Origin of the sequence: Bradyrhizobium sp. LA6.1 (genome assembly GCF_040547805.1) — a bacterium.
Classification (GTDB): domain Bacteria; phylum Pseudomonadota; class Alphaproteobacteria; order Rhizobiales; family Xanthobacteraceae; genus Bradyrhizobium; species Bradyrhizobium barranii.
Genome location: NZ_JBEPQK010000012.1, coordinates 23,906 through 36,419 on the forward strand (window position 1 = coordinate 23,906; position 12,514 = coordinate 36,419).

The 12,514-nt window shown below is 65.7% G+C and carries 11 protein-coding genes; 7 read left to right on the plus strand and 4 right to left on the minus strand.

The genetic code is table 11. The features are described from left to right. Position 1 precedes the first annotated feature (1 nt). Complete coding sequence (locus ABIB99_RS26580) at positions 2–589, plus strand: histidine phosphatase family protein (RefSeq protein ID WP_354178163.1); 588 nt, start codon at positions 2–4, stop codon at positions 587–589. Between the two features lie 18 nt (positions 590–607). On the opposite strand, the gene ABIB99_RS26585 is transcribed toward ABIB99_RS26580, so the two are convergent. Both ABIB99_RS26585 and ABIB99_RS26590 read right to left on the minus strand, forming a co-directional pair. Next, positions 608–943: a DUF6665 family protein gene (locus ABIB99_RS26585; protein ID WP_354178165.1), complete on the minus strand. Its 336-nt coding sequence runs from the start codon at positions 941–943 to the stop codon at positions 608–610. A gap of 54 nt (positions 944–997) precedes the next feature. Beyond that, a complete protein-coding gene (locus tag ABIB99_RS26590; protein ID WP_354178167.1) occupies positions 998–1,633 on the minus strand; it encodes a TetR/AcrR family transcriptional regulator in 636 nt (211 codons plus the stop codon). A gap of 199 nt (positions 1,634–1,832) precedes the next feature. Between ABIB99_RS26590 and ABIB99_RS26595 the strand changes: the two genes are divergently transcribed. From ABIB99_RS26595 to ABIB99_RS26615, 5 genes are all read left to right on the plus strand, one after another. Further along, positions 1,833–3,143 (plus strand): HlyD family secretion protein, encoded by a 1,311-nt coding sequence (locus ABIB99_RS26595; RefSeq protein WP_085399265.1) that lies wholly within the window; start codon positions 1,833–1,835, stop codon positions 3,141–3,143. Between the two features lie 29 nt (positions 3,144–3,172). Beyond that, positions 3,173–4,756, plus strand: coding sequence for a DHA2 family efflux MFS transporter permease subunit (locus ABIB99_RS26600; RefSeq protein WP_354178170.1), 1,584 nt, complete (start codon positions 3,173–3,175; stop codon positions 4,754–4,756). Between the two features lie 500 nt (positions 4,757–5,256). Then, on the plus strand, positions 5,257–7,056 hold the full coding sequence (locus ABIB99_RS26605; RefSeq protein ID WP_354178172.1) for an ABC transporter ATP-binding protein: 1,800 nt from the start codon (positions 5,257–5,259) through the stop codon (positions 7,054–7,056). Positions 7,057–7,113: 57 nt separating this feature from the next. Beyond that, on the plus strand, positions 7,114–8,520 hold the full coding sequence (locus ABIB99_RS26610; RefSeq protein ID WP_354178174.1) for an MATE family efflux transporter: 1,407 nt from the start codon (positions 7,114–7,116) through the stop codon (positions 8,518–8,520). Between the two features lie 90 nt (positions 8,521–8,610). Then, positions 8,611–9,891: an O-antigen ligase family protein gene (locus ABIB99_RS26615; protein WP_354178176.1), complete on the plus strand. Its 1,281-nt coding sequence runs from the start codon at positions 8,611–8,613 to the stop codon at positions 9,889–9,891. Here the strand turns inward: ABIB99_RS26615 and ABIB99_RS26620 are convergent. Beyond that, positions 9,888–10,631 (minus strand): sulfite exporter TauE/SafE family protein, encoded by a 744-nt coding sequence (locus tag ABIB99_RS26620; protein WP_071910378.1) that lies wholly within the window; start codon positions 10,629–10,631, stop codon positions 9,888–9,890. The two genes, ABIB99_RS26615 and ABIB99_RS26620, sit on opposite strands and share 4 nt — an antisense overlap. A 231-nt stretch (positions 10,632–10,862) precedes the next feature. Between ABIB99_RS26620 and ABIB99_RS26625 the strand changes: the two genes are divergently transcribed. Continuing rightward, positions 10,863–11,123, plus strand: coding sequence for a hypothetical protein (locus tag ABIB99_RS26625; protein WP_354178179.1), 261 nt, complete (start codon positions 10,863–10,865; stop codon positions 11,121–11,123). Positions 11,124–11,130: 7 nt separating this feature from the next. On the opposite strand, the gene ABIB99_RS26630 is transcribed toward ABIB99_RS26625, so the two are convergent. After that, the gene (locus ABIB99_RS26630; RefSeq protein ID WP_354178181.1) at positions 11,131–12,501 is read right to left on the minus strand and encodes an aminotransferase-like domain-containing protein; all 1,371 of its coding nucleotides are present in this window, start codon (positions 12,499–12,501) and stop codon (positions 11,131–11,133) included. Positions 12,502–12,514: the final 13 nt, after the last annotated feature.

The window sequence follows — 12,514 nt, forward strand, 5'->3', positions numbered from 1 at the left end:
GATGACCGCCGATATCGTCCGCTATCTCACCCACCCGCAGGTGCAAATCGATCCCACGGTGCCCGTGCCGCTATGGGGCCTCAGCCCGGTCGGTCTTGCGCGCACCGAAGCGCTGGCGAATGCGGGCTGGCTCGCGAGCACCACGCAGATCGTCTCGAGCGGCGAGCGCAAGGCGATCGAGACCGCGGAGATCATCGCAGGCCGCCTCGGACTCATGATCGAGATCCGCGAGGCCATGCATGAGAACGACCGTTCGGCGACCGGCTTCCTGAAACCGGCCGAGTTCGAGGAGGTCGCCGACCAGTTTTTCGCGCAGCCGCATCTCAGCGTCCGCGGTTGGGAGCGTGCCGTCGATGCGCAGGCGCGCATCGTGCGCGAGACCGAGGCGGTGCTATCCCGCAATCGCCCGGGCGACGTTCTCTTCGTCGGCCACGGTGCCGTCGGCACGCTGCTGTTCTGCCATTTTGCTGGGCATGCCATCGATCGCGTTCACGATCAGGCGGCCGGCGGCGGCAATTGCTTCGCATTCACCCGGGAGGGGCGCCGCGTCCTGCACGGGTGGCGCAAGATGGAAGAGATCGGGGCCTAGCTCCGGGGTGCCGGGCAGTCACTTCGAGGCCGGCTTCGACGGTGCGGGGACCAGCCCCATGCACCGCTGCACCTCGCCCGGAACGTTGTAGGTCCGCATGATATGGCGGCTGTCGCGCAAGCCGGTCGCCTCACGTTGCACCACGAGCATCCAGAGCGCCTGGCCGGCTTCCATCACCAGCTTGCGCCTCGCCGCTTGCATTGAGGCCGGCGCCTCCGCGTGCGCGGCGCCGAATTCGCGCAAGCGCGCAAGGCTCTGTTCGAGTGCACTGCCCATCCGGCCAAGCGCTGAGGCCTGTTCCTGGACGATCTCGTAATGGAGGATATCGACAGGCGGGCGAAGATCACGGGACATGGCGCTCAATATAGTGCCGCGGCAGCGGCCTGCGCAACGCGTGCCCCGCTGCTGCTACGTCGCCCGGTACGCCGCCAGAAACATCCGCGTCGCGCTGTCGACGACCTCGGTCATGCGCTCTTCCGACGGCGCGGGCGCGGCCTGGAAAACGAACGGCAGGAAGAGCGAGGCCTTGCACAGCTCCATGAACTGTGACGCGGCCAGATCGCAATCGTCGATCTTGAGATCGCCCGAGGCGACATGGATTTTGAGATATTCGGAGAGCCGGTTGATGGTCTTGTCCAGCACGCGCAGATAATAGCGGCGGCCGACGTCGGGCATGCGCTCGGCGATCGCCATCACGGTGCGGATCGCCGAACCGCCGCCGGGCCGGCACAGCAGATGGATATAGGCCTGGCCAAAATCCTTCAGCGTGGTCTCGGCGTCGCGCGCGGGATCGAAATTGAAAACGACCTGGCCGTGCTGGAGCGCCTCCTGCTCGAGGATGGCTTCGAACAGCGCGCATTTGTCGGCGAAGTAGACGTAGAGCGTGCCCTTGGAGACCTGCGCGGCGCGCGCGATCTCGCCCATGCTGGCGCCGTCGAAACCGAGATCCATGAACACCTTGCGGGCTCCGTCCAGGATCTGGCGGCGCTTGGAGCTGTCCTCCTCCTGGACGACGTGGAGATGTTCGCGGCCGGCTACAACCATTGGTTCAGCGTCTCGGAAGGTTTCTGGATCGGACCCGACCCATGAAACCCAAATAAAGGATTCGGGCCAGTAGGGTCCTGCCCGGGAATATTATCTATGTTGACCGAACCGTTCGGTCAATGATATTTGGAATGGGCGAGAGGGAACCGGCCGCAGGACGGCCGTCCCTGGTCGCCGCTTTTTTGTTGGGGAGGCCTTTATGGCCGTATCGAGAGACCAGGCTGCGCGCGTCCTTCGCCAGGAAGCGGTGGAGACGACGCCGGGGCATGCCGGCAGTGAAGCTGCGACCGAGAAATCCGTCGCCCTTGCCGAGCAGTTGCGCTCTCATGTGGCCGAGGAAACCAAGCGCCGCACCAATGAGGCGCCGGAGACGCCCGTGACCGACAAGCCGGCTGCACCCGCTGCCGCCGACGCGCCGAAGCCCGGCAAGCGCAAATTCGTCCTGATGGGTGTTGGCCTCGTGCTGGCGCTCGCGGCCGCGAGCTATGCCGGCTACTACACGCTGGTCGGCCGCTTCTACGTCTCCACCGACGACGCCTATGTCCGCGCCAACAACACCATGCTGGGCGCGCGCGTTGCCGGCCACATCTCTTCGATCCTCGCCGGCGACAACACGACCGTGCGCGCCGGCGACGTCGTCTTCCGCATCGATGACGGCGACTACAAGATCGCGGTCGATGCCGCCGCGACCAGGATCGCGACCCAGCAGGCCACCATCGATCGCATCGGCCGCCAGATTGCAGCGCTCGACAGCCAGGTTGCACAGGCCAAGGCGCAGCTCGTCTCGGCCGAGGCGGGCCTCAAGCGCGCCGATCTCGATTATGAGCGCCAGCAGGCGCTGAGCAGCAAGGGCTTTGCTTCGCGCGCCACGTTCGAAAGCTCGGAAGCCGGACGCGACCAGGGCGCCGCCGCGGTCAAGGCCGCCCAGGCCGCCTACGACGTCGCGGTCAGCAATGTCCACGTCACCAAGGCACAGCAGGCCGAAGCGCAGGCGCAGCTCGCCGAGCTCAAGACCTCGCTCGCCAAGGCCGAGCGCGACCTCGCCTTCACCGCGGTGCGCGCGCCGGTCGACGGCACGTTCTCGAACCGCCTGGTCAGCGCCGGCGACTTCGTCGCGGTCGGCCAGCGTCTCGGCAACATCGTGCCGCTCGACGACGTCTATATCGACGCCAATTTCAAGGAAACCCAGCTCAAGCGCATCCGTCCCGGCCAGCCGGTGACGATCAAGGTCGATGCCTACGGCATGCGCAAGTTCTCCGGAATCGTCGACAGCATCGCAGCGGGCTCCGGCTCGGTGTTCACGCTGCTGCCACCTGACAACGCCACCGGCAACTTCACCAAGATCGTGCAGCGCGTGCCGGTCCGCATCCGCGTGCCGAAGTCGGTGGCGAAGCAGAACCTGCTCCGCGCCGGCATGTCGGTGTATGCGACCGTCGATACCAACAAGGGCGCGGCCGACGCCGACAGCGAGATCGATCTCGACGATCCCACCGCGATCCACCCGCAGTAGCCACAAATCGAGCGCTGCGAGGTCAGACCATGGCCAACGCCACCACCGCTTCACCCGCCATGATGGCGGACCCCGCCTCGGAGCGCATCGCGCCGAAGCGGCTGTTCGCCTTCATCATCATGGTGTTCGGGATGTTCATGTCGATCCTGGACATCCAGATCGTCTCGGCGTCCCTCAGTGAAATCCAGGCAGGCCTGTCGGCAAGCTCCAGCGAGGTCGCCTGGGTCCAGACCGCCTATCTGATCGCCGAGGTGATCGCGATCCCGCTGTCGGGCTTTTTGTCGCGCGCTTTCGGCACGCGGCTGCTGTTCGCGATCTCGGCCGCGGGCTTCACGGCCTCGAGCCTGCTCTGCGGCTTCGCCACCACGATCGAGGAGATGATCCTCTGGCGTGCCCTTCAGGGCTTTTTGGGCGCCGGCATGATCCCGACCGTGTTCGCCTCGGCCTATACCGTATTCCCGCGCTCCAAATTCCACATCGTCGGTCCCATCATCGGGCTTGTTGCGACCCTGGCTCCCACGATCGGCCCGACGGTCGGCGGCTACATCACCGATCTGATGTCGTGGAACTGGCTGTTCTTCATCAACGTCGTGCCCGGCATCGGCATCACCCTGGGCGTGCTGGCGCTGGTCGATTTCGACGAGCCGCATTTCGAGCTGCTCGACCGCTTCGACTGGTGGGGCCTGCTCTTCATGGCCGGCTTCCTCGGCACGCTGGAATACGTGCTGGAGGAAGGTCCGCAACATGAGTGGATGCAGGACACGTCCGTTGCGATCTGCGCCTGGATCTGCGCGATCTCGGCGATCGCCTTCTTCTGGCGCGTCTTCACCGCGGCCGAACCGATCGTCAATTTGCGCACCTTCTCCAACCGCAATTTCGCGATCGGCTGCGTTCTGCAGTTCTGCATCGGCATCGGCCTCTACGGCCTGACCTACATCTATCCGCGCTATCTCGCCGAGGTGCGCGGCTACAGCGCGCTGATGATCGGCGAGACCATGTTCGTCTCCGGCATCACCATGTTCCTGGTCGCGCCGCTGGTCGGCCGTCTCATGGTGAAGGTCGACATGCGCTACATGATCGCGTTCGGTCTCGTCGTGTTCGCGATCGGCTCCTACCAGATGACATGGATCACGCGCGACTACGATTTCTACGAGCTGCTGGTGCCGCAGATCCTGCGCGGCATCGGCATGATGTTCGCGATGGTGCCGACCAACAACATCGCGCTCGGAACGCTGGCGCCCGACAGGGTGAAGAACGCCTCCGGCCTGTTCAACCTGATGCGCAATCTCGGCGGCGCGGTCGGCCTTGCCGTCATCAACACCGTGCTCAACAACCGCACCGATTTGCACATCACCCGCCTTCAGGAGCGGGTGACCTGGGGCAATGCGACTGCGACCGAAACCCTGACCATGTTCATGCAGAAATTCCAGGGGCTCGGCGATTCCACGCTGATGGCGATGAAGCAGCTCAGCCAGATCGTGCACCGCCAGGCCGTGGTGATGAGCTTTGGCGACGCCTTCTTCGTGCTGACGCTGTTCTATCTCGGCCTCAGCCTGCTGGTCACGCTGCTGAGCAAACCGGCCTCGATGACCGGTGGCGGCGACGCGCACTGAGGCAAGCGGCTTACGAGGTGTCATCGCCCGCGGAGGCGGGCGATCCAGCACTCCGCGGCGGAAGTTGTGTGAGCTAACTATCGCCGCAGAGTACTGGATGCCCCGGTCAAGCCGGGGCATGACAGCGGAGATTGAGGCGGCGGCGATGCCGGACCAAGGCGCTACGCACCAAATTGCAACACTCGTCCGTGAATTCGCGGAAGCCCCGTTGCAAACCGGAAACGATACATCTATAAAGCGCACCTCATTGAAGCGAACCGGGGAGGGATTTGCATGATTTCGTCGCATTCGCAGATCGTACGCCCGCGCTCGATGATCGCCTGGTTCGGTATGTACGCGGCCTGTTAGAGGCGCCTTCCGCCAGATTCGATCGGGTCACGAGTCCCGATCTCTCCACTTCCCAAGTCAAAATCAGCTGTGAGTGACGCCGGTCAGCCCTCCGTGGCGGACTTGCGTCCGTCGATGGAGCCGGCCTGCGCCGAAAGCGGCCGGATAATGTCATGACCTCTCTGTCAAAAAGGCCCGCGGCCATACGCGTGGTGTTGCCCTTCGTATTCCGGCACTGGCTGAAGCAGCCCGGACGCGGTCTGATCGTGGCCGGCGGCCTGCTGGGCGCAACCATCGCCGACCTGTTCATGCCGGTATTCTCCGGACATCTGGTCGATGCGCTGACGCGCGGCTCGTCCGATCCCGACGCGCGCCGCGCGGCGCTGGTTGCGTTCGGCGCCATCGTGGCGCTCGGTGCGGCGTCCGTGGTGCTGAGGTTGATCGGTCTCCAGGCGATCGTCCCGTTCACGCTCAAGATGATGTCGGATGTCGCCCAGGAGGCTTTCACGCGCGTGCAGCGCTTCTCGACCGACTGGCACGCCAACTCCTTTGCCGGCTCCACGGTGCGCAAGGTCACCCGCGGCATGTGGGCGCTCGACCTGCTCAACGACACCATCCTGATGGCGTTGGCGCCATCTCTGCTGGTGTTGATCGGCTCCATGGTCCTGATCGGCCTGCACTGGGCGTCGCTCGGCGCGGTGATCGCCGTGGGCGCGCTTTTCTACGTCGCCATCACCGTGCTGTTCTCGACGCGCTACATCGCGCCGGCCGCGCGCGTCTCCAACGCCTGGGACACCAAGGTCGGCGGCACGCTGGCGGACGCGCTGACCTGCAACGCCGTGGTGAAATCCTTCGGCGCCGAAGCGCGCGAGGATGCGCGGCTCGCCCGCGTCATCAACCGCTGGCGCGTGCGCGTGCGGCGGACCTGGTTTCGCTACAACTACACGGCCATGGCGCAGCTCTCGCTGCTGCTATGCCTGCGTGCGTCCGTGATCGGCGGCGCGGTGCTGCTGTGGATGTCCGGGCACGCCTCGCCCGGCGACGTCACCTATGTGCTGACGAGCTACTACGTCATCCACGCCTATCTGCGCGACGTCGGCATGCACATCAACAACCTCCAGCGCTCGGTCAACGACATGGACGAATTGGTGGCGATCCATGGCGAGCCGATCGGGATTGCCGATGCGGCCAGTGCGCGGCCGATCGCGATCGAGGCCGGCGAGATCGTGTTCGACGACGTCACGTTCCACTATGGCGGCCACCGCGCGCCACTGTATGACGGACTGTCGGTCACGATCCGCGCCGGCGAGCGCGTCGGCCTGGTCGGCCGCTCCGGCTCCGGCAAGACGACCTTCGTCAAGCTGGTGCAGCGGCTCTACGACGTCTCCGGTGGTCGCGTGCTGATCGACGGGCAGGACATCGCGCACGCTACGCAGCAATCGCTGCGCAGCCAGATCGCGATCGTGCAGCAGGAGCCGATCCTGTTCCACCGCACGCTTGCGGAGAACATCGCCTATGGCCGGCCCGGTGCCAGCCTGGAGGCCATCGAGCATGCGGCGCGGCTGGCGAATGCGCACGACTTCATCCTGCGCCTGCCGAAGGGCTACGGCACGCTGGTTGGCGAGCGCGGCGTGAAGCTGTCGGGCGGCGAGCGGCAGCGCGTGGCGCTGGCGCGCGCCTTCCTGGCGGATGCGCCGGTGCTGATCCTGGACGAGGCGACCTCGAGCCTCGATTCGGAATCGGAGGCGCTGATCCAGCAGGCGATGGAGCGGCTGATGAAGGGCCGGACCTCGATCGTGATCGCGCACCGCCTGTCGACGGTGCGCAGCCTCGATCGGATCCTGGTGTTCGACCGCGGCGAGATCGTCGAGCAAGGCACCCATGCCATGCTCGCGGGCAAGCCAGGGGGTATCTATCGCGGTCTGTTCGAGCGCCAGGTGGTGGAGCTCGGGCGCATCGCGGCGGCGGAATGAGGGGCGCGCGGCAGCGGGACGCAAGTCCCGCGGTCACGCCGTTAAGGATGGAATGAGATGAAGGACCTGACGCGCGGCTCCATCGTGAGCCACATCCTGAGCATGGCGCCTCCGATCGTGGTCGGCATGATCACGATCATGATCTGTCAGCTCGTCGATCTGTATTTCGTCTCGGGTCTCGGCGAGGCGGCGATCGCCGGCGTCGCGGCGGCCGGCAATGCGGGCTTTCTGGTCAATGCGCTGATGCAGGTGCTCGGCGTCGGCACGGTTGCGCTGATGGCGCACGCCGTGGGGCGGAAAGACCGCGACGACGCCAATCTGGTCTTCAACCAGTCGGTTGTCCTGTCGGTGCTGTTCGGGATCCTGACATTGGTCGCGGGCTTCGCGCTGTCGCGCCCTTACATGCGCGCGGTTGCAGCCGACGAAGCTACGGTCGAAGCCGGTACCGTTTATCTGCTCTGGTTCATGCCGGCGCTGGCGCTGCAATTCGCCACGCAAGTGATGGCGTCCGCATTGCGGGCGACCGGTATCGTGCGGCCGAGCATGCTGGTGCAGGCGCTTGCCGTGGTCATCAACATCGCGCTGGCGCCGGTGCTGATCACGGGCTGGGGCACCGGACATGCGCTCGGTGTCGCCGGTGCCGGCCTTGCCAGCTCGATCGCCGTCTTCGTCGGCGTGCTGATGCTGCTTGGCTATTTCCTCAAGCTGGAGCGCTACGTCGCGTTTCACCCCGAGCAATGGCGGCCGCAGCTGCGGCAGTGGAAGAGAATCCTCAATGTCGGCCTGCCCGCCGGCGGGGAATTTGCGATGATCTTCATCATCATGGCCGTGGGCTATTACGTGCTGAGCATTTTTGGCCCGGCGGCGCAGGCGGGGTTTGGCATCGGGACGCGTCTCCTCGGGCTGATCCAGATGCCGGCGCTCGCCATCGCCCTCGCAGCAGGGCCCATCGCCGGCCAGAATTTCGGCGCCGGCAATGGAGCACGTGTGCGGGAGACCTTTGTCAAGGCGTCGCTTATCGCGACCGCCGTGATGATTGTCTTCATGATCCTCGCGCAGTTCGCACCCGGTCTGTTGCTTGCCGGCTTCTCGAGGGATCAGGAGACGATGGGGGTTGCGTCGCTGTTCCTGCGCCTCGTCTCGCTCAACATGGTGGCGCAGGGGCTGATCTTTACCTGCTCCAGCATGTTTCAGGGGCTTGGCAACACCAAGCCGGTGTTGTGGACCTCGGCGACGCGGGTTCTCACCTATTCCCTGCCGTCGATCTGGCTCTCGACGTGGCCGGGCTTCCGGATGGAGCATGTCTGGTATTTGTCGATCGCGACGACCACGCTACAGGCCGCCCTGAGCGTGTGGCTGTTGCTCCGGGAGTTCAGAAAGCGCCTTGCGCTGCCGGCACAGGAGAAGATCGCGAAGCCGGCAAATCCCGAGCCGGTTGTGCCTCCCATGCGCGAGCCCGCGTAGCAGATCGAACGGACGCGCGCTTGTCGCCCACCCACGGCTCCGGCTAGTTTGCCGCGCCGTGGGTGGGCCGCGAATCTGCAAGGGACTGCAATGACCGAGGTGTTGAACGAGCAAGGACGAGCGTCCTGGCTCTCCGCGATCTGGGCGGCGCGCTACCGCACACCGGCCCGCTTCGTTGCGCTGGTCGCGTTGCTGCTGCCCTGGAGCACCACCGGCGTGACTTTTGCGCTCGTGCCGTGGCTGATCGCCTTTGCTTTCATCGACCTTCGCGAGCTCCCGCGCTCGCTGCTGCGCCCGATTTGCCTGCTGCCGATCGCGCTGTTCGTGCTGGCACTCGTCGGCACGCTCTGGTCGGTTGCGCCCTGGGCCGAGCGGCTGCACGCGCTCGGGCCGCCGGCAAAACTGCTGGTGATCCCGCTGCTGATCTACCAGTTCGAGCGCTGGCCCTACGGCAAATGGGTTTTTGCGGCGTTCCTGGTCTCCTGCGCGCTGCTCATGCTGTACTCCTTCACTGTCGCGATCGATCCCAGGCTCTCGCTAAAGCTCTATCTGTCGCGCGGGCCCTACCAGGTCGAGAGCGGGATTGCCGTGCGCAACTATATCGACCAGAGCCAGGAATTCGCGCTCTGTGCGATCGCGCTGGTCTACCCGATCGTGACGCTTGTCCAGCAGGGCCGCGGTCGGATCGCGGCGTTGTTCGCCGTATTGGCGCTCGGCTTCCTCGCCAACATGATGTTCGTCGTGGTCTCGCGCACGGCGCTGGTGACGCTGCCGGTCCTGCTCGTGGTGTTTGCACTGCTGCATCTGCGCTGGCGGGCGGCGCTCGTCGCCGGCGCTGCGACGGCGTTGATCGCCGTAGCGCTCTGGGCCGTCTCGCCGCATCTGCGCGCGACCGTCGGCAAGTTCCAGAGCGATTACGAAAGGAGCCTGGAGGCCGACAACAATTCGATCAGCGGTATGGGCTCGCGTCTCGAATACTGGCGGAAGTCCCTGAGGTTTATCGCCGACGCGCCGCTGATCGGCCACGGCACAGGCTCGATCCGCGGTCTGTTCGCCGGCGTGGCCGCCAATCCGCACGACGACCCGCTGCGCGGCGAGATCGTCAGCAACCCGCACAATCAGACCCTCAGTAATGCCGTGCAGTGGGGCGTCGTCGGCGTGCTGGTCCTCTACGCGCTGTGGATCGCGCACCTTCTGATGTTTCGCGGCGAGGGACTGGCCTGCTGGATCGGCATGTTGGTTGTGGTGCAGAACATGCTGTCCTCACTGCTCAACACGCATCTGTTCGATTTCACCTCGGGCTGGATCTACGTGCTCGGTGTCGGCGTCGCCGGCGGCATGGCGCTCGCCGCGAAGAGAGCATCGAGCTAGAGCGCGGCAATACTGTTCCAAACGAGGGTGAGGCCCGACAGGAACAACAGGCCGAGCACGACGTCGCCGAAATGCTTGTCGTTCAGCGCGTGATAGACGCGGGCGCCGGCCCACGCGCCGATCAGCGTGCCCGGAAAGGCGACCAGAGCGAGCCAGACCACCTTGAATTCGACGAGACCCGACGCCGTCTGCAACACCAGCGCGGTCGCGAGCACGGTGAAATTGAAGAGCTGGAAGATGCCGCGCCGCTCGTGCTTGTTCCAGCCGCGGATATTGGCCCAGAGGATCGGCAGCGGCCCGGACAATCCGGCGAGGCCGCCGAGAATGCCGCCGGCAAAGCCGATCGCGCCGTCGGCAATGCGGCCACCGAACGTCACGGCGAGGGGCCTCTTGTTGAGATAGAGAGCGGTCGAAAAGATCAGGATCAGCACGCCGACGCTCAGCTTGAACACTTTTGGATCGGCGGAGGCGATCAGCATGGTGCCGAGCGGCACGCCGATCAGCCCTCCGATCAGGAACGGCCAGACCAGCGACAGGTCAAAACTCTTCCACATCGACGGCAGCGTCGAGGTCTGCGCGATCACCGAGCAGATCAGCACCAGGGGCACCGCGAGCGAGGGCGGCAGGACGTAGAGCCAGATGCCGAGCGCCATCAGCGCGGTCCCGAAGCCGGCCAGTCCCGAGACGAAGCCGCCGGCCAGCGCGCCGAACAGCAGCAGCGCATAAGTGAGCGTTTCCAACAGATTGTCCTTGTCGCAATGGGCGATCCCGAACTGTTGATCGCCAACGCCCGCATAGCACGGCTGCGGCCGTGCAGGTCAATTCCAAAACCGCACGCAAGCGTGATCCCCAGCCGCGGGCATTCGCCAATGGCAGGCCTACATGACGACCATACTTCAATCCGGGGGCCTGCCCGACGCCATGATGCGCTCTCATTGGCCTTTCCCCGAACGAGATGATGGAGAACGACCATGACCCGCACGAAGATTGCCATTGCAGCCGCGCTGCTGTCTGCGGCGGCCCTGATGCCGACGATGGCGCAGGCGCAGTTCTCCGAACCCGCGGCCTATCAGGCCGCCCATCCCGACCGCGATGTGCTGAACGGCGGCCAGCTCACGCCTGCGGCGCGCGCGGCTCGTGGCGAGACAGTGGCACCGAGCGAGGCCTATGCGGCCTATCCGTCAGGTGTGACGCCGGTCGTCCGCCCGCGCCACCGCCGTCACCACCAATAAGAAGAGTCTAGACGATCTGCCTCGTGTCGGCCGGCCTGTGCAGCGCGCCGACCAGGATGCGCAGCGCTTCCGTCAGCTCCGATCGATTGCGCGCGGCGCCGAGCGAGACGCGCGCGGCATGCGGCGGTGTTCCGTCCACAGTGAAAGCATCGCCGGCGACGACTGCAAGTCCATTCCGCAACAGATGCGCGGCGACGTCGGGGCGGCCCTCCGGCAGCCGCAGCCAGAGATGATGGGCGGCGGGCTTGGCCAGGAACTGAATGCCTTTCAGCGCGCGCTGCGCAATCTGCTGGCGGCCGATCGCCTCGTTGCGGATGGCGGCGATGATGCGATCGGCGATGCCGTTCTCGATCCAATGCGTCACCAGCGCGACCATCAGCGGCGCCGGCATCTGCACGGTGGCCTGCAAGCCGGCACGCATGTCGCGCTGCGCGGCGTTGTCGGGCGCCACGAGATAGGCGAGGCGCAGCGCCGGCGCGATGCATTTCGACAGCGTGGTTGCGAGATAGGTCCGCTCCGGAATGAGGTTTGCGATCGGCGATGCCGAACGGTCGAGCAGCCCGTAGGCATCGTCCTCGATCAGCATCGTATCGGCATCGCTGATGATCTTGGCGATGGCGTTGCGCCGTTCGGCGGAAAGCGTCGCGGTGGTCGGATTGTGCAGCGTCGGAATGAGATAGACGGCCTTCGGCCTGTGCGCGCGACAGGCCTTCGCCAGCGCATCGGGCAGGATGCCGCCGTCATCCATGGCGACGCCGATGAGCTTGACGCCGAGCCGCGCCGCGGCCGCCTTGATGCCGGGGAAGGTGAGCGCTTCCGTCAGCACGACGTCGCCGGGCCGCGCGAGATGGGCGAGCAGGTTGAACAGGATCGTCTGCGTGCCGGGAAAGATCACGAGCCTGTCGGCGTGCGCGTGCGGAACGCGTGCACGCATCCAGCGCGCCGCGACCTCGCGCTCATGCGCGCTGCCGCCGGGCGGCTGGTAGTTGAGATGCGCCGTCAGGCCCGATTGTGCGCGGATGGCTTCCATCCCGGCAATGATCCGCTCGTCGAGTTGCGCTTCGAGCGGATGCGGCGGCACGTTCATCGAGAGGTCGATCGCGACCGGATGCGGCAGGTCGACTGCGCGGCGCGCGCTGGTCTCGGATACGAATGAGCCTTGTCCGACACGGGCTTCCATGATGCCGCCGCGCCGCGCCTCGGTGTAGGCGCGCGTCACCGTGGTGAGGTCGATGCCGAGGGCCTTGGCCAGCGCGCGCTGCGTCGGCAGCTGCTGGCCGCGCACCAGCCGGCCCGCGGCGATGTCGGCCTCCATGGCCTCGACGATGCGCTGGTAGCGCGGCCCGCTCAGCTCCGAGATTGTAGGGGTCCAATCCATGCAATTTAGGCCC

Bases quoted from the DNA above. Each gene is read 5' to 3' on its own strand.
- ABIB99_RS26595 (WP_085399265.1), top strand. From the start codon at position 1,833: ATGGCCGTATCGAGAGACCAGGCTGCGCGCGTCCTTCGCCAGGAAGCG.
- ABIB99_RS26610 (WP_354178174.1), top strand. From the start codon at position 7,114: ATGAAGGACCTGACGCGCGGCTCCATCGTGAGCCACATCCTGAGCATG.
- ABIB99_RS26615 (WP_354178176.1), top strand. From the start codon at position 8,611: ATGACCGAGGTGTTGAACGAGCAAGGACGAGCGTCCTGGCTCTCCGCG.
- ABIB99_RS26585 (WP_354178165.1), bottom strand. From the start codon at position 943: ATGTCCCGTGATCTTCGCCCGCCTGTCGATATCCTCCATTACGAGATC.
- ABIB99_RS26625 (WP_354178179.1), top strand. From the start codon at position 10,863: ATGACCCGCACGAAGATTGCCATTGCAGCCGCGCTGCTGTCTGCGGCG.
- ABIB99_RS26605 (WP_354178172.1), top strand. From the start codon at position 5,257: ATGACCTCTCTGTCAAAAAGGCCCGCGGCCATACGCGTGGTGTTGCCC.
- ABIB99_RS26630 (WP_354178181.1), bottom strand. From the start codon at position 12,501: ATGGATTGGACCCCTACAATCTCGGAGCTGAGCGGGCCGCGCTACCAG.
- ABIB99_RS26590 (WP_354178167.1), bottom strand. From the start codon at position 1,633: ATGGTTGTAGCCGGCCGCGAACATCTCCACGTCGTCCAGGAGGAGGAC.
- ABIB99_RS26580 (WP_354178163.1), top strand. From the start codon at position 2: ATGACCGCCGATATCGTCCGCTATCTCACCCACCCGCAGGTGCAAATC.
- ABIB99_RS26600 (WP_354178170.1), top strand. From the start codon at position 3,173: ATGGCCAACGCCACCACCGCTTCACCCGCCATGATGGCGGACCCCGCC.